Raw genomic sequence first — 23889 nt, 5'->3', positions numbered from 1 at the left:
TGGTTTGTTTGTTAAAAAGCTCGAGAACATAAATCTTGAGCTTTTTTATGCAATATAAACTTCTAGTAATTCCGATGCTACAGCAGGTGTAATTACAAATTCTTTCAGCTTTGCAGGAACTAATACAGTTTCTCCCATGTGTAATGTAACTGTTTCTTCTTCCTTTTTAAAAGTTACTGCTCCAGATACACACATATAAATTACAAAACTATCTTTATTAGCATGATTCACCGTTATTGAACTATCTATAGGTAAAACATTCGTTGTAAAATACGGACAAGAAACTATTGTAGAAGCAGCATTATTTGATTTTGTGTAACTTGTAGTGTATTGTTCTTGTGCCTGATAATCAATAGCATCTAATGCTAGTTCTGTATGTAGTTCTCGAAAATTCCCTTCGCTATCTTGTCTATTCCAATCGTAAATGCGATAAGTAATATCTGATGTTTGTTGTATTTCGGCCAATAAAACTCCTGCTCCAATAGCATGAATTCTTCCAGTAGGAATAAAATATACATCTCCTTTAGCAACTTCATCTACATTTAAAATATCTAATAAAGAGGTATTCTCTAAATGCTGTACATATTCTTCTTGATTACTGTCTTTTTGAAAACCAACAATCAAGTTAGCTTTTTCATCGGCTTGCATTACATACCACATTTCTGTTTTACCAAATGAATTATGACGCTCTTTAGCCAAATCATCATGTGGATGCAACTGAATACTTAATGCTTCTTTCGCATCTATAAACTTAATGAGTAAGGGAAATTTGTCTCCAAATTCCTTATACACTTTCTCACCAACTAAATCGCCTTCAAAACTGGCTATTAGTTCTTTTAAATTTTTTCCTTTTAACTCACCATTTACTACAACTGAAGTATCTCCCTCTACATCGGAAATTTCCCAGCTTTCGCCAATATTGGTTTTTGTTGATTTTTTTTCGAGGAGCTTTACTAGTTTTTCACCACCCCAAATTTTTTCTTTTAAGATAGGTTCAAACTTTACAAATTGATTTAATTTTTCCATTTACTTACCTGAATATGTTACAAAATTGCGTGGCGTTTCATACAACGTAACTTCTATTTCTAAATCTTCAGGAATATGTTTACGGAGTTTATTGAAAATAACCACTGAAATATTTTCTGCAGTAGGAATCAAATCTTTGAATTCCTCTACTTCAACATTTAAATTCTTATGATCGAAAGTCTCCTCTACCTCCTCTTTTATTATGTTTCTTAGTTTTCCTAAATCAAATACGTAGCCTGTTTCTTGGTCTATTTCTCCAGTTAATGAAACAATTAGTTCATAATTATGACCATGAAAATACGGATTGCTACATTTATTAAAAACTTCAAAATTCTTTTCGTCTGACCAATCTTTTCTATACAAACGGTGTGCAGCATTAAAATGTGCTTTTCTGTGTACTGTAACTTTTGGCATTATTATATTATAGAATTAAAGTTTGCTATTTTTTCATACGCCTTTTCAAAAATAATTTTGAACCAAGCAGTATATCTCTCAGGATGTGTAGCGATATCTTCTTTTACAGCTTCTAACTCCATCCATTTGTATGCTTCTACTTCTTCTTTGTTAATAATAGGTTCTTCATTAAATCTACCTATCATTACATGATCTAATTCATGTTCTGTTAAACCGTTATCAAAAGGAGCTTTGTAAATAAACGAGAAAACTTCTTCTAATTCACAAACAAATCCCATTTCTTCTTGTAATCGTCTTTTACCTGCTGCTAGATTAGACTCTCCTTTTCTCTGATGAGAACAACAAGTATTTGTCCATAGTAAAGGAGAATGGTATTTATGTTTTGCTCTCTGCTGCAACATTAACTCTCCTTTATCATTAAACACGAATACCGAAAAAGCTCTATGTAGCATTGCTTTTTCATGAGCTTCCATCTTAGGCATTAGTCCTATTTCATTGTCTAGCTCATCTACTAAAATTACATTTTCTGCCATATAAAACAAATGTAGTAAAATCAAAACATTCTCAAAAGAACACGCTATAAATGATTATTATAATTACATCAAGTATATTTACAAACTATTTTTAAGAATTACAGATGAAATTACTTCAAACTACACTTTTAATATGTGCACTGATACTATCTTCTTGTAAAACTGAAAAACAAGAAATTAAAACAGAAATAGCACCTAAAAAAGATAGTATAAAACCAGCTCCAAAACCTAAAAAACAAATTGTAGAAAAGGTTATAAAACCTTGGGATAGTTTGAATCACAACAATGCTACTGCATTTCTAAAGGAATTTGGTAAGCAAAATAAAGAAACCAAAGTATTGATAAAGACTAAATTTGGTAATATAAAACTTCGATTATTTAATGAAACTCCATTGCATAGAGCTAGTTTTATTTTTCTTACTAAAATAGGGTATTTTAACACTACCGTTTTCCATAGGATAGCAAGAGATATGGCTATTCAAGGTGGTGAATCTGATGGACAAGAATCAACAAACATTAGAAATAAATACCAAAACTACAGAGTCCCTTCTGAGATTTTGAAACATAAAAAACATCGTTATGGAGCTTTAGCTTTGGCTCGCGAATTAGATTACAACCCAAATAAAAAATCTAATCCTTTTAACTTTTACATTATTAGTAATAAAACTGGAGCCCCACATTTAGATGGAGATTATACTGTTTTTGGAGAAGTAATTTCAGGATATTCTACTATTAGAAAAATTTCAAAAGTAAAAACAGGAAGAAGCGATTGGCCTATTGTAGACATACCTATGAAAATTGAAGTTATTAAATAATTAAAAGTATATATGGAAAACGAAAAAGACTTCTTAATTGAATATAAAGTTTTAGTATCTGAAAACACGTATAAAAAAGAAATCTATAAATTATCAAAAGAAGAAGTATTAGATGATTTAGATTTTACAAAAGGTACTAACGTTTATGAACTTGACTTTTTTTGGGAATTAAGAGACCAATTATTTGAATCTATTATTCTAAAAAGTTTCGAACGTCCGTTAAAAGATTTCTTTCATAAAATACACACAGATCAATTTAATTACAAAATTGCTTCTGAGAAAGGTTCTTTAAAAGTTATAAACCTTTGGTATAATATATACCCTTATGAAGTTTATCTTTTTGTTGAACCAAATCCCGATTATTTTACTGAAGATAAAATTGAGCGTATTGAATTAAGCTTACATTTTGATCTCTCTGAATTTGAAAACCTACTGACACAAATTTTAGACTTAAGGAAAATTGATTATAGTAATTTAGATGATTCCTTAGCTAATCATGAATTAGAAAAAGATGACTATATTCAAAACCTAATATATCAACATTGGTCATTGGTAAAAAAAGAAACAAATTCCAGTTTAATTGGTTTCCTATCGTTAGCCACTGGAGGTTGTAATTATTTTGACTTAGATAACCAAAATTCAATAGAATGTTTAACAGGTGAAATCAAAAAATATTTAGATCAGAAAAATGTTAATATAAAAAGCGAAGTATCTTAAATCCATATTGTTCATCTTTTTTTAAAAAGTTAACTTTGTCGCTTCAATTTTTATAGATGAGTTTTTTAGAAGAAATACAGAAAAGAAGAACATTCGGAATTATATCACATCCAGATGCTGGTAAAACTACATTAACTGAAAAATTATTACTATTTGGAGGTGCAATTCAAGAAGCAGGAGCCGTAAAAAGTAATAAGATCAAAAAAGGAGCTACTTCCGATTTTATGGAAATCGAGCGTCAACGTGGTATTTCTGTAGCAACTTCTGTATTAGCTTTTAATTATCAGAATAAAAAAATTAATATTCTAGATACACCTGGACATAAAGATTTTGCTGAAGATACATTTAGAACACTTACTGCTGTAGATAGTGTAATTGTTGTAATTGATGTTGCAAAAGGAGTTGAGGAACAAACTGAGAAATTGGTTCAGGTATGTAGAATGCGAAATATTCCAATGATCGTGTTTATTAATAAGTTAGACCGTGAAGGAAAAGACGCTTTTGACTTATTAGATGAAGTAGAACAAAAATTAGGTTTAAAAGTTACACCTTTAAGTTTCCCTATTGGAATGGGATATGATTTTAAAGGAATTTACAATATCTGGGAAAAGAAAATCAATGTTTTTTCAGGAGACAATAAACAAACTATTTCAGAAGGAGTAGAATTTGATGATGTAAACAATCCTGAATTAGACGAATTAGTTGGGGAGGATGCTGCAAATACACTTCGTGAAGAATTAGAATTAGTGTACGAAGTATATCCAGGTTTTGACAAACAAGCTTATGAAGATGGACAATTACAACCTGTATTCTTTGGATCGGCCTTAAATAACTTTGGAGTGAAAGAATTATTGGATTGCTTTATTGATATTGCTCCAAATCCACAACCAAAAATGTCGGATACTCGTTTAGTAGATTCTAAAGAAGATAAATTAACTGGATTCGTTTTTAAGATTCATGCTAATATGGATCCTAAACATAGAGATAGATTAGCTTTTGTGAAAATTGTTTCTGGAACTTTTAAAAGAAATACTCCATACTTACACGTTCGTAATAATAAAAAAGTAAAATTCTCTAGCCCTAATGCCTTCTTTGCTGAAAAGAAAGAAATTGTAGAGGAATCATTTGCAGGGGACATTGTTGGACTGCATGATACTGGAAACTTTAAAATTGGAGATACTTTAACAGAAGGTGAAAAACTGAATTTTAAAGGAATTCCTAGTTTCTCTCCAGAACATTTCCGTTATGTTAATAATGCAGATCCATTAAAAGCTAAACAATTATACAAAGGTTTAGATCAATTAATGGATGAAGGTGTTGCTCAATTATTTACCTTAGACATGAATGGTAGAAGAATTATTGGTACTGTAGGAGCACTCCAATATGAAGTAATTCAATATCGTCTAGAACACGAATATGGAGCAAAATGCACCTATGAAAATATTGCAGTACATAAAGCTTGCTGGGTACAGCCTGAAGATGAAAAAAATGAAGAGTTTAAAGAGTTTAAACGTGTAAAACAACGTTATTTAGCAAAAGATAAACAAGGTCAATTAGTTTTTCTTGCTGATTCTCCTTTTACTATACAAATGACACAAAGTAAATACCCAACAGTTAAGTTACATTTTACAAGTGAGTTTGAATAAATCTATCATTATGACAAGTCAAACTAAAGTCGTTACCTTTATGCTACTTTTCATTACTTCTGTAGTATTCTCTCAAAAGGAAATAACTACATTAGAAGGAAAAGAATTAACAAATAAAGTTCGCTTAAACTTCATACCTGTTGCTATGCCAACAGAAGGTTTTCCGAATTTAAAACCTACTATGGGGTTAGTTGGTTTACATTATCAAATTCCATTCAACGATTGGTTATATGGTGGAGCTGGATTTCATTATGCTATTACTGGCGATCAAGGTGGTTTGTTTACTTTAGGTGCAGAACTAGGTATCAATAAAAAGATTATTAACAACTTATATTTCGATGCTAATTTTCACTTTGGAGGCGGTGGCGGATACCGAATATTAGTTAATGATGGTGCTTTTATAAATTCAAATATTGGCTTACAATTTAAAAAGAATAATTACGCTTTTGGAGTTCAATACAGTTATATTGATTTTTACACAGGAGCTATAAAAGACAATACCATATCTCTTTTTGTAGAAATTCCGAGTGTTTTTCGTTATACAGCATATGAGAATGCAAATAAAGAATTCATAAACACAACTTCCAGTGAAACTTTCTTTTGGAAGAAACCTGCTGTCAAAAATGCACAGCAAGTACGTTTTGATTTCTTCTTTCCTACAGGAAACTCTAAAAAAGATAATCGCTCACCTTTAGATGAAACTTTATATGTATTAGGTTTTGAATATCAAAAATATGTAAGTGATAATACCTTTTTATTTGCACATACAGATGCTATATATAAAGGTTTAAGAGCTGGTTTTATGGATTTATTTATTGGTGCTGGATATCACCCTTATCAATCTAAATACATTAACTTCTTTGGAAAATTAGGAATTGGTGCCGCTGGAGGAAGAATAGCTCCAGAAGGAGGCTTAACAATTTACCCATCCGCTGGTTTAGACTTAAAAATTTCTGATCACATAGCAATTAGTGGTCATGGAGGTTATTACAGAGCATTAGATGGCGATTTTGAAGCTTATACCTTAGGTTTTGGATTAAAATATATGAATCTAAGTGGTGGGACAGAATTACCAAATACTGAAGATAATACTTTTAAAACTCAAGGAATTGGAGTAGCCATAAACAATCAAACTTATTTTGATGTTTCAAAAACTGACGATCCAAACAATGTACTCTCTACAGATCTACAATTAATTGGTCTTCAATTTAATTACGATATCTTGGATAATATATATGTTTTAGGGGAAGCTGGTTTTGCATATGGTGGTAGATCTGGTGGATATGCACATGGTTTAATTGGTATTGGTGCCAAAACAAATATGTTTTGGAATAGACTTAATGCTTTTATAAATCTTTCTGGAGGTGCAGCTGGAGGTGCAGGAGTTGATACAGGAGAGGGAATTGTAGTTAGACCTACTATAGGATTTAATTACTTTGTAAAGGAAGACTTAGCATTAAAAATATCTGGTGGTAAATTATATGCTCCTTTCGGAAATCTGAATGCCACTAACTTTAATATCGGTTTAAGTTTTAACTTTGCATCGCTTTTAGCAAAAAAATAAATATAGATAAATACTAAAAAAAATGGATAACGGAATTTATGCAAAGTTCACTACTCCTAAAGGAGATATCTTAGTGAATTTAGAATATGAAAAAACACCTGGTACGGTAGGTAACTTTGTTGCCTTAGCGGAAGGTAATTTAGAAAACTCTGCTCGTCCTCAAGGAGAACCATATTATAACGGATTAAAATTTCACAGAGTAATTGCTGATTTTATGATTCAAGGTGGTTGTCCACAAGGAACAGGTACTGGAAATCCTGGTTATAAATTTGATGATGAAATTCATCCTGACTTAAAACATGATGCTCCAGGTAAACTTTCTATGGCAAATGCTGGACCAGGAACAAATGGATCTCAGTTTTTTATTACACACGTTGCTACTCCATGGTTAGATGGTAAGCATACTGTTTTTGGTAGTGTAATAGAAGGACAAAATGTTGTAGACGTTGTTGAACAAGGAGACGACATGCAAGTTGAAATTTTACGTGTAGGAGATGCTGCTGAGAAATGGAATGCAGTTGAGGCTTTTAGAACTTTTGAAGGAGCTCGTGAAAAAAGAGAAGCTGAGGAAAAAGCACGTCAAAAAGAGTTATTAGACGAAGTTGCAGCAGGATATGATGAAACTCCAAGCGGATTGCGTTATAAAATATTACAAAAAGGAGAAGGTAAAAAAGCTACAAAAGGAGCTAATGTATCTGTACACTATAAAGGACAATTATTAGACGGTACTGTATTCGATTCTTCTTATAAACGTAAACAACCAATTGATTTTGCTATAGGAGTTGGACAAGTAATTCCTGGATGGGATGAAGGTATACAACTATTACAAGTAGGAGATAAAGCACGTTTAGTTATTCCTTCTAACTTAGCTTATGGTGAAAGAGGTGCTGGTGGTGTAATTCCTCCAAATGCTACTTTAATATTCGACGTAGAACTTATGGATGTTAAGTAATAAGTCTTTTTTATATTAAAATTTCAAATTAATAACTATTTAGTTATTAAAAGAACAAACCAAACTTCGTTTAGTTAACATATGTTAATTAAACGAAGTTTTTCATTTAATATATTTGTTTTAAGCGTTTTATGTTGAATACGCATCACATACCCCGAGATTATCGAATTGTAATTCGTTTGTAAATATTCTGTTATTATTTTCTTTCGATTTAACCTTTCTATAAGCTACAATTAACACTAATTCATAACCTGTAAACGAAATTTGTAATGTAATAATAAGTATAAATCTTTAATATATATACCCCTCAAAACTCATGAAAAATTCATTCCCCCTCCTGTTTATAACAGTAATGCTTTTTTGTAATGTTGTATTAGCTCAAAATTCTAAACACTGCGATAACCCAAATAAACAAGTAACACTTGACATGAATTCTATATCTAAGTGTACTATAGAAAAAGATAAGGACGCAACTAACAAGCGAAAAGTTGTTTTAAATGTCGCCTCAAAAAAGACAAGAAAAAGAATCATTCGTAAAAGATCTAAAGCCAATTCCATAGGAAATAACACAGAAAACCTTCAACAAAATGTAATTAATAACAACTCATTAGAGATTAAAAATGATATTATTACAAGAAGTCTAGCTTCTGAAGAAATTTTATTTAGTATCGTTGAAGAAGTCCCTTTATTTCCTGAATGTGAAAACATAACTAAAAATCAAAGTGATTGCTTTAATACTTCCTTTTCAAAACATTTTGCTAAAAACTTTGACCCAGAAAGAGCTTCTGAGGACGGCGTTAGCGGAAAAGTTTTTATACAATTTACTATAGATACTAGAGGAAACACAAATAACTTATTAATTAAGTCTAGAAAGAAAGACAAACAGTTAGAAAATGAAATTGAGAGAGTTCTAAAAAAGCTACCAACTTTTTCTCCAGGCCGCCATAAAGGAATTCCTGTAAATGTAAAATACAGTTTGCCTATTAATTTTAGCGCAGAATAAATACTTAAAACAATATATCCAATAAAAAAAACAGACCATTTTTTTTATGGTTTCAACCTGAAAATCACCCTTTTTAGGAAGAAAATCATAAAAAAAATCAAAATATTTTTTTTAACCATTAATTATCATTACTTTAGTCCCCAAAATAATCTCTTAATCCCTAAGAATATGGTTAAAAGAATACTAATCCTAGTTGGTATATTAGTATGTCAACTTCAAGTTATGTCTCAATCTAATGATAAAGAGACATGTGATACACCTAACAGCGATCCGGCTTTAGACTTAAATAGTATCACTAAATGTTCCGTAGAAGGTAAAGATGCAAAATCTAAGCAAATTTCTGTAGAAGTAACTTCTAGACGAAGAGTTATTCGTAAGAGAGACGCTGTAACAGGTGTAAACTCTTCTAGTGCTACTTCTAACAAATTAGCTGCCTTAAAGAAGAAAGCTTCATTAGTAGGAAGCTTAGACTTAAGTAATGAGGAAGTTGTAGAAAAAGTTCCTTTTAATTTAGTAGAAGAGATTCCACTTTTTTCAGATTGTGAAAGCGTAGCTATTTACCAACAAGAAAAGTGTTTCAAAACTAAAGTAGTAGAGCACATTAAGAAAAACTTTACATATCCTAAAGAAGCTTATGATAAGAGTATCCAAGGTCGTGTATTAGTTCAATTTGTTATTGACAAAACTGGTGCTGTTGCTGATCTTAATATTAGAGGTCCTTACCAAGGAGAACTTTTAGAGAAGGAAGCTGAAAGAATTGTACGTAAGTTACCAAAATTCAAGCCTGGAAAGCACAATGGAAAACTTGTAAAGGTAAAGTATGGTGTACCTATTTCATTTAGAATTCCTGGAAAAAAGGCTTCAAATGTTAAAACTGCTAAAAAAGTAGATAACACTAAAGAGCAAATTTTCAGATTTAATGAAGTTCAAAATATTCCTACTTTTAATAACTGTTCTAGCGACAATTCAGTAGACTGTTTTAACAGTGAAATGTCTAAACATATTCAAAGATACTTTGCTTATCCAGAAGAAGCTGTTGACAACAATATTGAAGGGAAAATAAATGCTTACTTCGTTATAGACAAAAACGGAGAAGTTGCAAATGTAAGAACTAGAGGTCCTAAAGGAGCTCAACTTCTTGAGGCTGCAACTAAAAAATTAATTGAGAGATTACCAAAATTAAAGCCTGCCATGAAAGATGGTAAGCCAGTGAATGTAAAATATGCATTCCCAATAAACTTTAAATTGAATTAATTTAATTAATCATATTTTTAAAAGGTCAGGATTTAAATTCTGACCTTTTTTTATATATTTAAATTATATAAATAAAATTCTTATGAGAAAAGCCCAAGATTGGTTTAAAGAATACGCTATTAGCCATCAAAATGAAACAAATAAACTGATACACTACATTTGTGTACCAATTATATTTTTTAGTATTATTGGGCTCTTAATGAGTATTCCTAGCGCATTTTTAAGAAATACTTTTAAACTTTACAATCCTCTTATAGAAAACTGGGCTTTTGTTATTGGAATATTCATAGCTTTTACTTTTTATCTAAGATTAGGTTTTTGGTATTTTGTTCAAATGCTAGCTTTTACCCTTATCTGTATTGCTGGAAATAATTGGATACGAAACAACGCGAATTTACTCATTGTATCAATTTTCTTATTTGTAATTGCATGGATAGGACAATTCTATGGACATAAAATAGAAGGTAAAAAACCTTCATTCTTAAAAGACTTACAATTCTTATTAATTGGTCCTTTATGGGTCATTCAAAAATTAGGATCGAAATAAATTTGTTATGGATACAATTGACTTTGAAGATTTTCTTAAAATCGATATACGTATAGGAACTATTATAGCTGTTGATGATTTTCCTAAAGCCAGAAAACCAGCATATCAATTAAAGATTGATTTTGGTACTCTTGGAATAAAAAAGTCTAGTGCACAGATAACAAATCTGTACACTAAAGAAGACTTACTAGGTAAACAAGCATCGTGTCTCATTAACTTAAAACCCCGTCAGATCGCTAATTTTATGAGCGAATGTTTGTTATTAGGTGTTTATAACAACAACCAAGAAGTTGTCATTTTACAGCCCTCAAAAAAGGCTACTAATGGAAATCAAATTACATAGGTTCTTTTCTTACTTTACATCATATCAGAGAAAAATACAGCATTCATAAGTAATTTGTTTGTTCCGTACCAAAATGCTCTAAAATTAGTATTATCAGTAAAAATTATAACTCTTCCCCTACCCAATCGTTGGGTTTTAAATGGAACAGTATTCTTCAAATTCTTTAAATTCTCTTTTGATATATATCCACTTAGTAAAGGATCATTTGTATATTTAATAGGATTGTTATAACTCTTTGTATCTGGTTTTACAAATAACGTTGTATTTCTAAATAATGCTAAGTGATCATTTTTAAATCCGAAATTAACAGGATGTGATCTATCTATTTTCGTATCGAAAATTGCTCCTCCAATTACTTCTGCACCACTAGCGTTACGTCTGTTTTCAAAAGTTACATTCTGAATCGTATCTCTTTTAATCTTTTTCAATTTTGCATTAATTAAACCATTATTAGTCATCCAATTTATACTATTACGATATCCTATTAATGTTCCTCCGTTTTTCACCCACGATTTTAACTTGTTCACAACTACCTTATCCATTCCATAACTATTAGGAACTATAAGCGTAGTATACTTACTGATATCTAACCTGTTAAAATACGTCATGTCTAGTTTTGTAATGTGCATATCAAATCGCTGATCAAATAAATACCAAATTTCACCAGCATCATTACCATAAATTCCATTACCAACTAACATTGCCACTTTTTGTTTTTTAAGTGCACGAAAGTTATTGCTTCCTAAATCAATTCCTTCATTTAAACCAGTGCTTACTCCTTCAATATCTAAATGGTTTTCTTTTGCTATTTTCTTTAGAAACGCATACAATTCATTATCATTTAATTTCTGGTTTTGAGCTGGAATAAAAATAGTCCCATAGTCATAGCTAATATTATCATTTTTAAAATTCTTCATAGCTACCTTAGCTCTTAATCCTTTATTTAAAATAGCATTTAGAGCTTTAGGAGCATAGTATTCATTCCAAGGCATTAGATAACCTACCGTACTCTTAACACCAACCGTACCTGTTTTAAACTGTAAATCATTAATTTCATTTCCAGCTCTAGAAAGCGAAGCATTATCTATAAAATCAACTCCAAAAGCATGGTTAAATGTCCACGCAGAAACATCATAAAATAAGCTATCCTTAAATTCTTTACGAACATCAAACATTGCTTTTAATAAACGATGATTCTTTTGGTTTTTAGGTACTACATAACTATATCCTTTCTTAAACTTCTTGTTTCCTGAAGTAAAATCAGATTTTAATTCATGAATTTTTATCTTATGTTTCTTTAATACTTCAGCTAAATGATATGCTTTTGCTGCATCTTTTTCATCTCCAAATACAATAGCATTATTCTCGTAATTACTACGTGCATTTTTATAAAATTGCTGTTGGTATTTTAGTATTTTAACACGCATCTTATCCGCAGCCTCTATAGTAGATAATATCGCAGTAAATTGATTTCTAATAGTGAAAGGAAACGTCAATATTCCATTATCTGTTTCTTGAGCATGCCCTCTAGAACTTCCTTGTTCAAATAAAATTCCAATACTTCCATTAACATCTGGAAATGTTGATCCTTTTCCATAATAAAAATCATCGAAACTCTCTTCAGAATAATATGTAGAACCAATCTTGTCAAAAGCTTTTGCATGATAACCTGCTATTTCTTTTGTTAATTCCTGATTCATTTTAGGTGTTAATGGATGTGTTCTACTAGGTATTCCTGGTTGAAAAAAGAATGTAGAATTTGATCCCATTTCATGATGATCTGTTAAAATGTTAGGTAACCACTCGTGAAATGTTTTAATTCTTGATGTACTTTCAGGTAATTGAACTGGTAACCAATCTCTATTCATATCAAACCAATAATGGTTTGTTCTACCTCTGGGCCATACTTCTGCATATTCTCTATCGTAAGGGTCTGGATTGATATTTTTTGATTTATTTGTGTTTGCCCAATATGCAAATCGCTGTAATCCATCTGGATTCATTGATGGGTCAAATAGAATAATTGTATTCTCTAAAATAGTATCAATTTCCTTTCCTTCAGCAGCCGCTAAATAATAAGCTGCTAATAAAGCAGCATTAGAACCACTTGCTTCATTTCCATGAATAGAAAAACCTTGGTACACAACAATAGGCATATTTGTTACATCTACAGAAGCATTTTCAGTTATTTCTATATGCTTACGTCGAATAACTTCTAAGTTTTCATGATTCTTTGGTGAAGTTATTTTCAATAACAACAAAGGTCTATCTTCATACGTTTTCCCTCTTTCTTCAATTACAACTCTATCTGAAACCTCAGCTAGAGCTTTCATATAACTAACCAACTTATCGTGTGTTATATGCCACGCTCCTACCTCATGACCTATAATAGAAGCTGGAGTAGGTATATTTTTATTATACGTTACATTTTTTGGTAAGTAATACGATAAATCTAATTTATTTTGTGCTTGCGTAGCTAAAAAGCATGCTACTAAAGAAAGTAGTAAGGATATTTTTTTCATTTGGTTAGAATTGGTCTCTAAACAAATATATTAACATCAAATTTACTTTCCTTTAAATATGCTTTGTTATTTAAATTTTAAGAAAAAATTAATAATTCCTATTTACTGAAGTTTTTATTAATATTTACCTATCTGGATTGTTCAAAATTACCAGCGCTCCTATAACTCCAGGAATCCATCCACAAAGTGTCAATAAAAAAATTATAACAAATGAACCACATCCTTTATCTATAATAGAAAGTGGTGGAAAGATAATAGCTAATAAAACTCTAAATATATTCATATAAAATGCCCTTTTTATTTAAAAGACGGTTTTTCATTCTTTTTGTTACAAATATTTATATTACTTCTCTAGTTTCATGACTGTACTTTTAAATATCTCATCCACTAAAACCAAATAAAAAAACTAAAAATCAACATTTTAAACACGGTTTTTACAAGTAAACTTATCACTTCCTAATAGTTTGAACCTAACTACAAAGTCAAATTGATTTTTTAAGCCCCTTTTTTTAATTAAAATTGTTTTTTATGATTTTAAAAAAGCCTCTTAAAGGTTAATATAACCCAAAAACACGTTTTAAAAAGTAAAATTTACTTTTTAAAACCTTACTAACAATTAAATTCATTTATTTTGTGATAAAATTTAAGAAATTATGTCATCAAAAAATATAGTAGAAAGTTCTAATGATACTACAAAGACATTTGTCTCTTCAGAATATATTCGTAACCGCTTCGCTACGATCATGTCTGATATGTACAAAAATGAAGTACCTCTTTATGGTGAACTACTTGATTTGGTTCATGATATTAATAACAATGTTCTTTCAGAATCTAAAGAAATTGAAGAACAATTAGCTAATACAGGAGAAATTACTCGATTAAACATGGAGCGTCACGGAGCAATTCGTTTGGGAAAACCATACGAGTTATTTAATATGAGACGTTTATTTAAAGTTATGGGTATGTTTCCTGTAGGATATTATGATTTAGCTCCAGCTGGTGTTCCTGTACATTCCACAGCCTTTAGAGCTATAGAAAACACTGCTCTTAACCAAGCTCCATTTAGAGTTTTTACATCTTTATTACGTTTAGATTTAATTGATGATGAACAGCTTCGTAAGAATATTGACACTATTTTAGAAGATCGTCAAATCTTTACAGAAAAAGCACTTGAATTAATTGATAAATCTGAAAAAGAAGGAGGACTAAATAAAGAAGATGCCGAAATTTTTGTTCAAGAAGCATTGGAAACTTTTAGATGGCACGATACTGCAACGGTAGATTACGAAATGTACGAAGCATTACTAAATCAACATAGATTAATTGCTGATGTAGTCGCTTTTAAAGGACCACATATCAATCACCTAACACCTAGAACTCTAGATATAGATAAGGTACAGACCAATATGGAAGCTCGAAATATTCCTCCAAAAGATAATATAGAAGGACCTCCAACAAGAAAATGTCCAATCTTATTACGTCAAACAAGTTTTAAAGCATTGACTGAAAAAGTAACTTTTAAAAATAACGCTGAAAAAGGTAAAATGGGAGAGCACAAAGCTCGTTTTGGAGAGATTGAACAACGTGGTGTAGCATTAACTCAAAAAGGGCTAGACTTGTATAATGAGTTATTGGGTAAAACACGTAAAGCAATTGGAGGATCTCCAACAGCAGAAAACGCTTCAGAATACAACCAACTATTATTAGAAAATTTCAAAGTTTTCCCTGATAATTATAAAGAGTTACAATCAGAAGAGCTTGCTTATTTTCATTACTTCACTACTCAAAAAGCAAAAGAGATATCTAAAGATAAAGTCTATACAAAAGCAGATGTACACCAATTATTAAAGGATGGTTATTTGACTATAGAGCCTATGGTTTACGAAGATTTTTTACCTGTAAGTGCTGCTGGAATTTTTGCTTCCAACTTAGGTACAGATGATGCTAAACGTGAATATGAAGGAACCTCAAATCAATCATTATTTGAAAAAGATTTAGGTGAACCTGTATACAAACTAATGAAATGGTATGAAGATATGCAAGATGAAACTATTCAAAAATGTTTAGCTGAAATGAATGCTTAATATATTAGTTGATAGTAAAATTGCATGATTATGCATCCGTGTTTTCAGCTTCATTTTTATGATAAGAGAAATTATCTCTTTTATTAATTAAGTTTGCACTAACAAATACATAATGCAATTATTCTTTTGAAAAATCAATTTGACTATATCGACCGACAAATTTTATCGAAGTTAAGAGAAGATGCTAGAAAAGCATTTTCACAAATTGCCGAAGAATTAAATGTTTCCAATTCCCTGATTCATCAACGCATCAAAAAACTTACCTCAGAGGGTGTTATAAAAAATGCTGAGTTTGTTTTGGATGAAAAAAAACTAGGGTATAAAACAAAGTCATACACCGGTATTAGGCTAAGAGAAGCTCGTTTTGCGAAGGATGTAATGCGAGAATTAGAAAAAATAGATGAAATTGTGGAATGTAATTTTGTTTCCGGTAATTATGCAATTTTCATTTTGATATTTGCGAGAGATAATGAGCATTTACAAAAAATTCTATACGATAAAGTGCATTTAATTAATGGAGTAGCAGGCACAGATACTTTTATTTGTTTTGACACCTGTTTCAAAAGAAATTCTTTGATTGAGTAGGAGAATTACAAAAATTAAATATTGATATTTGTGAAAAGAATAGGTAATTCCAAATCATTATTATAGACAACCTATTTTTAAGCAAAAAAGACATTTTAAGCCCCATATTATAAGATTAGTTCTGTAATATGGGGTTATAAACCTCAAAAAGGTTACCAAATGATACAAAACGAACAACTACAAGCAATCTCTAAACAGTTATCTGGAGAATTATTATTCGATAATTTGCATAAAAGCATGTATGCTACCGATGCTTCTGTTTATAGAAAAATTCCATTAGCTGTTGCATATCCTAAAAACATATCAGATATTCAAAAGTTAATTGATTTTGCTACAACAAATAATATCACACTTATTCCTAGAACAGCAGGAACTTCTTTAGCTGGACAATGTGTTGGAGATGGTATTATTGTAGATGTTTCTAAGTATTTTACAAACATTCTTGAATTCGATCAAGAGCAGAAAACCATTACGGTAGAGCCAGGAGTTATTAGAGATGATTTAAATCATTTTTTAAAGCCTTACGGATTATTTTTTGGTCCCAATACTTCTACTTCAAATAGATGTATGATAGGTGGAATGGTAGGTAATAATTCTTCTGGAAGTACTTCTATAAAATATGGAGTTACTAGAGATAAAGTACTTGCTATTGATGCTATTTTATCTGATGGTAGTACAACTGTATTCTCTGAAATTACGTCTGATACTTTCAAACAAAAAACGTATGAGAATACCTTAGAAGGGACAATTTATAGAACTATATATAATGAGCTTAAATCGGAAGCTACACAAGCAGAAATAAAAACCCAATTCCCTAAAGAAAGTATTCATAGACGTAATACAGGTTATGCTGTAGATGAATTTTTAACTTCTGATTTATTTGGTGGTACGGATAATACTATTAATCCTGCTAAATTTTTATCGGGATCTGAAGGTACACTGGCATTTTCTACTGCAATTAAGATTCAGTTAGATGATTTACCACCAAGTCATAGCATTATGGTTGCTCCACACTTTTCTAGTGTAAACGAAAGTTTAAAAGCAACTGTAATCGCCATGAAACATAATTTATATACCTGTGAGTTAATGGATCAGGTTGTTTTAGATTGTACTAAAAATAATAGAGAACAACAGAAAAATCGTTTCTTTTTACAAGGCGATCCTGAAGCAGTATTAATGCTTGAAGTAAAAGAAAACTCAATTGAAGCAGCTGAAGAAAAAGCAAATGCACTTATTGAGGATTTGAAAACTCATGATTTTGGTTATCATTATCCTAAAGTATATGGAGATGATATTAAAAAAGTATTGGACTTACGTAAAGCAGGACTAGGTTTACTAGGAAACATGGTTGGTGATCGTAAAGCTGTTGCTTGTATTGAAGATACAGCAGTAGATTTAAATGATTTACCTCCATTTATAGAAGAGTTTTCTAAAATAATGGATAAATACCAGCAACAAGCTGTTTATTATGCCCACGCTGGTGCTGGTGAATTACATTTACGCCCTATCTTGAATTTAAAGAAATCTGAAGATGTTTCTTTATTTAGAAAAATCACAACAGAAACAGCGGAGCTTGTAAAAAAATACAATGGTTCTTTTAGTGGTGAACATGGAGATGGAATTGTAAGAGCTGAGTTTATCCCTTTAATGATAGGTGAAAAGAATTATGCTTTATTAAAAAGAATTAAAAGTGCTTTTGATCCTAATAATATTTTTAATGAAGGTAAAATTGTGGATGCTTTTCCGATGGATGAAAGCCTTCGTTATGCTATAGATAGAAAAGAACCTGAAATAAATACTTTATTCGATTTCTCTGATAGTGAAGGAATTTTAAAGTTAGCTGAAAAATGTAATGGTTCTGGAGATTGCAGAAAATCACCTGAAGCTGGAGGAACTTTATGTCCGAGTTATAGAGCTACCAAAGACGAAAAAGATACTACTCGAGCTAGAGCGAATACACTTCGTGAATTTTTAACAAACTCAGAAGAAACCAACCGTTTTAACCACAAAGAATTAAAACAGGTATTCGACCTTTGTTTAAGTTGTAAAGCTTGTGCTAGTGAATGTCCAAGTAATGTAGATGTTGCCTCTTTAAAAGCCGAATTCTTGTATCAATATCAAGAAACTAACGGCTATTCTTTCCGTAGTAAATTATTTGCAAACAATTCTAAACTTAATAAAATAGGAAGTAAATTCCCTGTACTTACTAATACTTTTACCAACTCTTTTATTGCAAAAAAAATAATGGGTGTTGCCGTAGAAAGATCTGTTCCTAAGTTAGCCAAGGAAACACTTACAAATTGGTATCAAAAACACACTAAAGCAAAAAATTCAAAAGAAGTTTATCTTTTTAACGATGAGTTTACAAATTACTACGATGCTAATATTGGTAAAGATGCTGTTATTCTGCTAGAAAAATTAGGCTATAGTGTTCGTATCATAAAGCATGAAGAAAGTGGACGTAGTTATATTTCTAAAGGTTTTCTAAAAGAAGCTAAAGAAATTGCCAACAAAAACATCAGCATTTTTAAAGATTTGATTTCAGAAAACACTCCTTTGATAGGGATAGAACCTTCTGCTATTTTAACATTTAGAGATGAATACACACGACTAGCTAATGATAAAGAAAGTGCAAAACATATTGCACAACACACTTTTACTTTTGAAGAATTTTTATCTAAAGAAATAGAAAAAGGTATTATTTCTTCTACATCTTTTACCTCAGAAAACAAGGAAATAAAAATTCATGGACATTGTCACCAAAAATCATTGTCTTCTACGCATCCAACATTTACAATGCTAAATATTCCTAACAACTATAAAGTAACCATTATGAATACAGGATGCTGTGGCATGGCTGGTTCTTTTGGGTACGAAAAAGAGCATTATAAGGTAAGTATGCAAGTAGGTGAAGATACTTTATTCCCTAAGGTAAGAAACTGCTCTAAAGACACAGAAATTGCGGCGGCTGGCACAAGTTGTAGACACCAAATTTTTGATGGAACTAGTAGACAAGCAAAACACCCAATAAGTATATTAAAAGAAGCATTAATATAACACATTGACTTTCATCACGTTATTTTGTATCTTTAGAGTAGACTAATATTAAATTCTCTCTCATGAATACAAATAAAATAATTCTCCAAAATGCCCTTTTAATATACGCTTGTATTGTCGTATACTTTTTATTGATGAAAGTTCTCGGACTTGATAATGTTGCTGAGCTTCGTTTCCTTAATTTCATTTTTGTTTTTTGGGGAGTAAATAGAGCCATTAAAATGAACATAGACATTAACCACGAAGGTTCTTATTTTACGAATTTTTATGTTGGGTTTGGGGCTTCTGTTATTGGTGTAGCCTTAACTATATTAGGATTGATGATTTATGTTCAGTTTATAGATCCTAGCTTTATTATTGTATTAGAAAACTCTTCTTTATGGGGAAAAAGCCTGAGCTTGAGTATGGTTGTATTTGCTTTGGCTATAGAAGGAATTGCTTCTTCTGTAATGTGTTCTTTTACATTAATGCAGTATTATAAAAATTATAAATCACCAGATATTATTGCTTAAAATTAAGTATAAAAAAAGCGAGAAAATTAAATTTTCTCGCTTAACATACTTAACATACAATAAAATAATTTAGGGATTATTTTAAAGGCTACTACAGTCGTCTGTGTCTTTATAACATTTGTCTTGTTTTTGTCTTCCCAACCTTAACCTAGTTGGTATTCTTTTCTTCTTTTTAAATCTTCGCAATTTCTCTAAAATTGCTTTTTGATCGTTATACCCTTTTTTATCTATAACAGTAGGTTTTACATTGTTATCAATCTTCACATTCTTTCCTCGTACAATGTAGAAATACGACCTTCTATTTAATTGGTGTTCTTCTTCAGAACATCTTCTGGTATTTTTATCGTTACAATGGTTTAATAATTGATCTTCTCCGTATCCAATAGCACTTTCAATTCTACCCCTAGCTATTCCTCTAGACACAATAAAGTCTCTAGTAGCTTTTGCTCTGCTATCCGATAAGTTTCTGTTGTAGGATTTCCCTCCCCTACTATCAGTATGTGATTCAATTTTAATAACCATATTTGGATGGTTATTCATCACAGAAACGATATTTTCCAATTCATATTGTGCATCATCACGAATAATTGACTTATCATAGTCAAAATAAATTGGTTTGATCACGATTTGGTTCCCAACTATCAGTGGATCAAGGACTAAATTTACAACAATTTCTTTATTTTTTTCTCCTGCTACTGTTGAAAATTTCTTACGATCTGTTCCTCTGTAGTCTAATTTCTTTGTTACAACAGTAAATGATTCATTTCTACACTCTAGTTTAAATTTATAATTTCCCCTAGAATTTGTAGCTGTTTCTTCCATTACAGTACCAAATTCATCTATAAGTTTTACAATAGCATTAGGAACAGGTTCTTTTGTTACCTTGTTTTTAACAATTCCTGTAACATGTTGATAGCACTTCTCTTCTTCTGGCAATTGTGTAATATAGAAACTATATATATCGTCATCTCCTTTCCCTTTTGCTCTGTTAGAAGAGAAAAAACCTTTCATACCAGTATTATCTACAAAGAAAGAAAAATCGTCTTTCTTACTGTTAAAAGGATAATCTAAATTGATTACTTCGCTGTAAGTTCCATCATCAAATATTTTAGTTTGAAAAATATCTAACAACCCTAAACCTCTATGTCCGTTAGATGAAAAGAATAAGATATTTTCATCTGATACAAATGGAAACATCTCTTTCTGCGGAGTATTAATAGACGTTCCCAAATTAACCGGCTCTCCATAACTTTCTCCCTCATCGAGAATTTCAACTTTAAAAATATCTGTTTGCCCTAATGAACCTGGCATATCTGACACAAAATAAAGTGTTTTATTATCTGAACTTATAGCTGGATGCGCAACAGAATACTCATCACTATTAAACGGTAATTCAACAATGTCTCCCCAGCCTTCTCCTAATCTCCTTGCTCTATATAATTTTAAATTTACTGTTTGCTTTTTATCTTTCTTCAGTCGTTTTCCATCATAATTAACTCTACTAAAGTACATATACTTGCCATCTTTCGTAAAAGTTGGAGAAGACTCATGAAATTGCGTATTTACTTTAGGTGGTATAATTGTTTTATTTTCTAATTCAACAACAGTATCTTTACTTGAATTACCAGCTTCTTCAAAATAAGCATTTGCATTATAGATATTCAAGAAAGGTTGATTATTCCATTTATAAATTCTTTCTTTCCTATCATTTTTTGGTGAAGCAGAAGCAAAATAAACTTTATCTCCTTGTACTATTCCTCCAAAATCAGAGAACGGTGTATTAATAGCTAAATTTCGTATGCTTATTTTTTTATTTCCGTTATTTAAAAAGTCTTGAAGGTAATTTACTTTATCAATATACTTTTCACTAGAAACGGTGTCTATTTCTTTATTCAGTAAAACAAAAATAGAATCTGATTTTCTAGTTTTACCATTACTTTTTAATACTTGAGAATACTTGAATAGATAACTCGGATCTTTTTCTTTTTTATCCTCTATAAGTTTCTTATACCAAAGCTCAGCATCTTCTGTCTGTGAGTTGTTATAATACGAGTCTCCTAATCTCTTTAAAACATATTTAGAAGTATCTCCCCTTTTATAAACAGCTTCATAAATTTTGGCTGCTTTAAAATAAGCAAACTCCTCATAATATCTATCAGCAACTCGTTTACTTTGTGCAAAAACAAGTGCATTAAAGAGTATAAATAATAAAGTAATTGTTTGTTTTTTGTGGTATTTCATTACAGTAAGCTTTAAAAAAATCTTGGGGATCTCATTCTAGCCTGTTTAAAGATTTCATAACGAAGTAAAACCTCGTGTGTACCTGAGTTAGCTATATTATAGTTAGACGTTGTTAAATCATATGCATATCCTATATATAAGGATTCACTTACTTGAAAACCAAGTAATCCAGCTACAGAATCATCCCACCTCCAAGCTGCTCCAATAGTAAAACGCTCTTCAATAAGAAAATTTGCAGAAACATCTAAAGATGCTGGTGCTCCAAAAACAACTTTCAATAAAGCTGCCGGTTTAAATTTTAAACTTTCATTGATGTCAAATACATAACCTCCAATTAAAAAATAATGTAATCGCTCTACAGCAACATTACCTATTGCTCTTTCGGCATCGTAGTGTTCTTGTCTTAAAAAGTTTGGTACCGATAATCCTATATACCAATCTGGTTCATGATAATAAATCCCAGCTCCTATTGTTGGCAGAAACTTATTGACAATATTTTGAGCAAATACAGGATCGTCTCCATCTGCTCTTGGATTACCTATAGACCAATCTACATTTAAGAGTCTACCTCCTAATTTCAAACCAAAGGCCAAACTGCCTTCTTGTCCTATTTCTATCGTATAAGAAACATTTCCATCCATGTATAATTCATGAGAGGGGCCTATTTTATCATTTACTAGATTGAATCCTAAACCGAGACCTTTAAACTCCAAAACGGTATCATAACTTAACGTTTGTGTATCAGGTGCCCCTTCGAATCCTATCCATTGAGTTCTACCTAAAGCTGTTAATACAGTATACCCTTTAGATCCTACATAAGCAGGGTTAACAGACATTGTATTTAGCATATACTGTGTATAATGCGGGTCTTGCTGTGCTAAAACAATCGTTCTAAAACAGACAACTAATAATAAAAATAGTCCTGTTTTAATTGATAAAAATAATTTCATTTCTTCTTCTTTATATATTTTATCTATTAATATAAATCCACCCTTTTCTTATCGGAGAACCGTCCCCCAAATTTAAGATATAAAAATATGTCCCAACTGCTAATTCATCATTAGTTTGAATTGTAATTCTCCCGTTAGATATTCCATCAAATCTTTTACTTGGATCATTATTATTATAACCATTTATAGTATAAACTGTGTTTCCCCATCTATTAAATACTTCAATAGTATTATTAGGAAAGTTTTGTATACAATTAATTTTCAAATAATCATTAATTCCATCCCCATTTGGACTAAACTCATTATAGACTGTTAAACAAACATCATCTACTATAATAACTACCGTAGCTGTTGAGCAATTAGCAGGAACCGAATTATCACAAATTGTATAAGTAAATGTGTCTGCTCCTACAAAGTCATCTGCTGGTGTATATTTTACAATATCATCACTTGGGTCATTTGGTGTACCTCCATCATCGATTGTTGCATCACCATGATTTGGAAAGTCATCTATTGTCAGTACTCCATCTGATGGAACATCATTATCATTAGCAATAATATCAATATCAATTGAATCTCCACTATTAGTCGTCGCTGTATCATCAACAGCATCTACAATTGGAGTTACTGTAATCGTTACTGTAGCAGTGCTACAATTCACTGGAGTAGCAGTATCACAAACTGTATAGGTAAATGTATCTGTTCCGTTGAAATCCATATCTGGAATATACGTCACAATATCATCACTTGGATCATTTGGTGTGCCTCCATCATTGATCGATACTATTCCATTTGATGGTTCTGAAACTGTTAATATCCCGTCTGTAGGAATATCTGTATCATTTGCTAAAATATCAATATCAACCATACCATCCTCTGCAACTGTAGCGGTATCATCAACAGTTTCTGGAACTTCGTCTACTGGAGTTATTGTAATAGTAACTGTAGCAGTATCTGTATCGCCATTAGCATCGGTTATCTCATAAGTAAAACTATCCGTACCATTATAGTTAGCTGTTGGTGTATACTCGATTGTATCATTGGTCGGGTCATCATCCCCTTGGTCATTGACTGTAGCGGTTCCGTTTGAAGCGCCTGAAGTAATTGTAATGTCTGTACTACTC

21 protein-coding genes are annotated in these 23889 nt (G+C 31.0%); 13 read left to right on the top strand and 8 right to left on the bottom strand.

Going from position 1 to position 23889, the window contains the following annotated elements:
* Positions 1 to 45 precede the first annotated feature (45 nt).
* Genes ACKTTC_RS16485 through idi form a run of 3 tightly spaced genes read right to left on the bottom strand, consistent with a single transcriptional unit; the run spans position 46 to position 1973 of the window.
* Positions 46 to 1026, bottom strand: a complete 981-nt coding sequence (locus ACKTTC_RS16485) for a type I phosphomannose isomerase catalytic subunit (protein ID WP_408040950.1) — start codon at positions 1024 to 1026, stop codon at positions 46 to 48.
* Positions 1027 to 1440 (bottom strand): 6-pyruvoyl trahydropterin synthase family protein, encoded by a 414-nt coding sequence (locus ACKTTC_RS16480; protein ID WP_408040949.1) that lies wholly within the window; start codon positions 1438 to 1440, stop codon positions 1027 to 1029.
* Between the two features lie 2 nt (positions 1441 to 1442).
* On the bottom strand, positions 1443 to 1973 hold the full coding sequence (gene idi, locus ACKTTC_RS16475) for an isopentenyl-diphosphate Delta-isomerase (protein ID WP_408040948.1): 531 nt from the start codon (positions 1971 to 1973) through the stop codon (positions 1443 to 1445).
* 104 nt (positions 1974 to 2077) lie between these two features.
* Here idi and ACKTTC_RS16470 point away from each other — a divergent pair, with 104 nt between their 5' ends.
* The 9 genes from ACKTTC_RS16470 to ACKTTC_RS16430 all read left to right on the top strand — a co-directional run bounded on the left by ACKTTC_RS16470 (position 2078) and on the right by ACKTTC_RS16430 (position 10814).
* Positions 2078 to 2788, top strand: coding sequence for a peptidylprolyl isomerase (locus ACKTTC_RS16470; RefSeq protein WP_408040947.1), 711 nt, complete (start codon positions 2078 to 2080; stop codon positions 2786 to 2788).
* A 12-nt stretch (positions 2789 to 2800) separates the two neighbouring features.
* Positions 2801 to 3505: a hypothetical protein gene (locus ACKTTC_RS16465; RefSeq protein WP_408040946.1), complete on the top strand. Its 705-nt coding sequence runs from the start codon at positions 2801 to 2803 to the stop codon at positions 3503 to 3505.
* Between the two features lie 56 nt (positions 3506 to 3561).
* Positions 3562 to 5151, top strand: a complete 1590-nt coding sequence (locus tag ACKTTC_RS16460) for a peptide chain release factor 3 (protein ID WP_408040945.1) — start codon at positions 3562 to 3564, stop codon at positions 5149 to 5151.
* Between the two features lie 10 nt (positions 5152 to 5161).
* Positions 5162 to 6715, top strand: a complete 1554-nt coding sequence (locus ACKTTC_RS16455; protein WP_408040944.1) for a hypothetical protein — start codon at positions 5162 to 5164, stop codon at positions 6713 to 6715.
* A 22-nt stretch (positions 6716 to 6737) separates the two neighbouring features.
* Complete coding sequence (locus tag ACKTTC_RS16450) at positions 6738 to 7667, top strand: peptidylprolyl isomerase (RefSeq protein ID WP_408040943.1); 930 nt, start codon at positions 6738 to 6740, stop codon at positions 7665 to 7667.
* 427 nt (positions 7668 to 8094) lie between these two features.
* Positions 8095 to 8670 (top strand): energy transducer TonB, encoded by a 576-nt coding sequence (locus tag ACKTTC_RS16445; protein ID WP_408040942.1) that lies wholly within the window; start codon positions 8095 to 8097, stop codon positions 8668 to 8670.
* A 168-nt stretch (positions 8671 to 8838) separates the two neighbouring features.
* Positions 8839 to 9924 carry an energy transducer TonB gene (locus ACKTTC_RS16440; RefSeq protein ID WP_408040941.1) on the top strand — a complete coding sequence of 362 codons (1086 nt, stop codon included), beginning with the start codon at positions 8839 to 8841 and terminating at the stop codon, positions 9922 to 9924.
* Positions 9925 to 10006: 82 nt separating this feature from the next.
* Entirely contained in the window at positions 10007 to 10471 is a 465-nt protein-coding gene (locus tag ACKTTC_RS16435; RefSeq protein ID WP_408040940.1) for an Mpo1 family 2-hydroxy fatty acid dioxygenase, read from the top strand.
* 7 nt (positions 10472 to 10478) lie between these two features.
* Positions 10479 to 10814, top strand: coding sequence for a tRNA-binding protein (locus ACKTTC_RS16430; protein ID WP_408040939.1), 336 nt, complete (start codon positions 10479 to 10481; stop codon positions 10812 to 10814).
* 14 nt (positions 10815 to 10828) lie between these two features.
* On the opposite strand, the gene ACKTTC_RS16425 is transcribed toward ACKTTC_RS16430, so the two are convergent.
* Both ACKTTC_RS16425 and ACKTTC_RS16420 read right to left on the bottom strand, forming a co-directional pair.
* Entirely contained in the window at positions 10829 to 13336 is a 2508-nt protein-coding gene (locus ACKTTC_RS16425; protein ID WP_408040938.1) for a M14 family metallopeptidase, read from the bottom strand.
* 124 nt (positions 13337 to 13460) lie between these two features.
* Complete coding sequence (locus tag ACKTTC_RS16420) at positions 13461 to 13619, bottom strand: YqaE/Pmp3 family membrane protein (protein WP_408040937.1); 159 nt, start codon at positions 13617 to 13619, stop codon at positions 13461 to 13463.
* Positions 13620 to 13989: 370 nt separating this feature from the next.
* On the opposite strand from ACKTTC_RS16420, the gene hglS reads away from it, so the two are divergent.
* The 4 genes from hglS to ACKTTC_RS16400 all read left to right on the top strand — a co-directional run bounded on the left by hglS (position 13990) and on the right by ACKTTC_RS16400 (position 19574).
* Positions 13990 to 15420, top strand: a complete 1431-nt coding sequence (gene hglS / locus ACKTTC_RS16415) for a 2-oxoadipate dioxygenase/decarboxylase HglS (RefSeq protein ID WP_408040936.1) — start codon at positions 13990 to 13992, stop codon at positions 15418 to 15420.
* A gap of 126 nt (positions 15421 to 15546) precedes the next feature.
* Positions 15547 to 16005 carry an Lrp/AsnC family transcriptional regulator gene (locus ACKTTC_RS16410; protein WP_408040935.1) on the top strand — a complete coding sequence of 153 codons (459 nt, stop codon included), beginning with the start codon at positions 15547 to 15549 and terminating at the stop codon, positions 16003 to 16005.
* Positions 16006 to 16164: 159 nt separating this feature from the next.
* Positions 16165 to 19062 carry an FAD-binding and (Fe-S)-binding domain-containing protein gene (locus tag ACKTTC_RS16405; protein WP_408040934.1) on the top strand — a complete coding sequence of 966 codons (2898 nt, stop codon included), beginning with the start codon at positions 16165 to 16167 and terminating at the stop codon, positions 19060 to 19062.
* 134 nt (positions 19063 to 19196) lie between these two features.
* Positions 19197 to 19574, top strand: coding sequence for a hypothetical protein (locus ACKTTC_RS16400; protein ID WP_408040933.1), 378 nt, complete (start codon positions 19197 to 19199; stop codon positions 19572 to 19574).
* Positions 19575 to 19655: 81 nt separating this feature from the next.
* On the opposite strand, the gene ACKTTC_RS16395 is transcribed toward ACKTTC_RS16400, so the two are convergent.
* The 3 genes from ACKTTC_RS16395 to ACKTTC_RS16385 all read right to left on the bottom strand — a co-directional run.
* Positions 19656 to 21815, bottom strand: a complete 2160-nt coding sequence (locus ACKTTC_RS16395; protein ID WP_408040932.1) for an OmpA family protein — start codon at positions 21813 to 21815, stop codon at positions 19656 to 19658.
* Between the two features lie 11 nt (positions 21816 to 21826).
* A complete protein-coding gene (locus tag ACKTTC_RS16390) occupies positions 21827 to 22765 on the bottom strand; it encodes a PorP/SprF family type IX secretion system membrane protein (protein WP_408040931.1) in 939 nt (312 codons plus the stop codon).
* A 19-nt stretch (positions 22766 to 22784) separates the two neighbouring features.
* Positions 22785 to 23889: Ig-like domain-containing protein (locus ACKTTC_RS16385; RefSeq protein WP_408040930.1), on the bottom strand; the 1105-nt coding region annotated here is incomplete at its 5' end.

Source organism: Tenacibaculum amylolyticum, from assembly GCF_964511145.1.
GTDB lineage: Bacteria > Bacteroidota > Bacteroidia > Flavobacteriales > Flavobacteriaceae > Polaribacter > Polaribacter amylolyticum.
This window is presented reverse-complemented; position numbering and strand designations above follow the sequence as displayed.

Excerpts from the sequence above, each read along its gene's own strand:
- ACKTTC_RS16485 (WP_408040950.1), bottom strand. The coding sequence starts at position 1,026 with ATGGAAAAATTAAATCAATTTGTAAAGTTTGAACCTATCTTAAAAGAA.
- ACKTTC_RS16480 (WP_408040949.1), bottom strand. The coding sequence starts at position 1,440 with ATGCCAAAAGTTACAGTACACAGAAAAGCACATTTTAATGCTGCACAC.
- idi (WP_408040948.1), bottom strand. The coding sequence starts at position 1,973 with ATGGCAGAAAATGTAATTTTAGTAGATGAGCTAGACAATGAAATAGGA.
- ACKTTC_RS16470 (WP_408040947.1), top strand. The coding sequence starts at position 2,078 with ATGAAATTACTTCAAACTACACTTTTAATATGTGCACTGATACTATCT.
- ACKTTC_RS16465 (WP_408040946.1), top strand. The coding sequence starts at position 2,801 with ATGGAAAACGAAAAAGACTTCTTAATTGAATATAAAGTTTTAGTATCT.
- ACKTTC_RS16460 (WP_408040945.1), top strand. The coding sequence starts at position 3,562 with ATGAGTTTTTTAGAAGAAATACAGAAAAGAAGAACATTCGGAATTATA.
- ACKTTC_RS16455 (WP_408040944.1), top strand. The coding sequence starts at position 5,162 with ATGACAAGTCAAACTAAAGTCGTTACCTTTATGCTACTTTTCATTACT.
- ACKTTC_RS16450 (WP_408040943.1), top strand. The coding sequence starts at position 6,738 with ATGGATAACGGAATTTATGCAAAGTTCACTACTCCTAAAGGAGATATC.
- ACKTTC_RS16445 (WP_408040942.1), top strand. The coding sequence starts at position 8,095 with ATGAATTCTATATCTAAGTGTACTATAGAAAAAGATAAGGACGCAACT.
- ACKTTC_RS16440 (WP_408040941.1), top strand. The coding sequence starts at position 8,839 with ATGGTTAAAAGAATACTAATCCTAGTTGGTATATTAGTATGTCAACTT.
- ACKTTC_RS16435 (WP_408040940.1), top strand. The coding sequence starts at position 10,007 with ATGAGAAAAGCCCAAGATTGGTTTAAAGAATACGCTATTAGCCATCAA.
- ACKTTC_RS16430 (WP_408040939.1), top strand. The coding sequence starts at position 10,479 with ATGGATACAATTGACTTTGAAGATTTTCTTAAAATCGATATACGTATA.
- ACKTTC_RS16425 (WP_408040938.1), bottom strand. The coding sequence starts at position 13,336 with ATGAAAAAAATATCCTTACTACTTTCTTTAGTAGCATGCTTTTTAGCT.
- ACKTTC_RS16420 (WP_408040937.1), bottom strand. The coding sequence starts at position 13,619 with ATGAATATATTTAGAGTTTTATTAGCTATTATCTTTCCACCACTTTCT.
- hglS (WP_408040936.1), top strand. The coding sequence starts at position 13,990 with ATGTCATCAAAAAATATAGTAGAAAGTTCTAATGATACTACAAAGACA.
- ACKTTC_RS16405 (WP_408040934.1), top strand. The coding sequence starts at position 16,165 with ATGATACAAAACGAACAACTACAAGCAATCTCTAAACAGTTATCTGGA.
- ACKTTC_RS16400 (WP_408040933.1), top strand. The coding sequence starts at position 19,197 with ATGAAAGTTCTCGGACTTGATAATGTTGCTGAGCTTCGTTTCCTTAAT.
- ACKTTC_RS16395 (WP_408040932.1), bottom strand. The coding sequence starts at position 21,815 with ATGAAATACCACAAAAAACAAACAATTACTTTATTATTTATACTCTTT.
- ACKTTC_RS16390 (WP_408040931.1), bottom strand. The coding sequence starts at position 22,765 with ATGAAATTATTTTTATCAATTAAAACAGGACTATTTTTATTATTAGTT.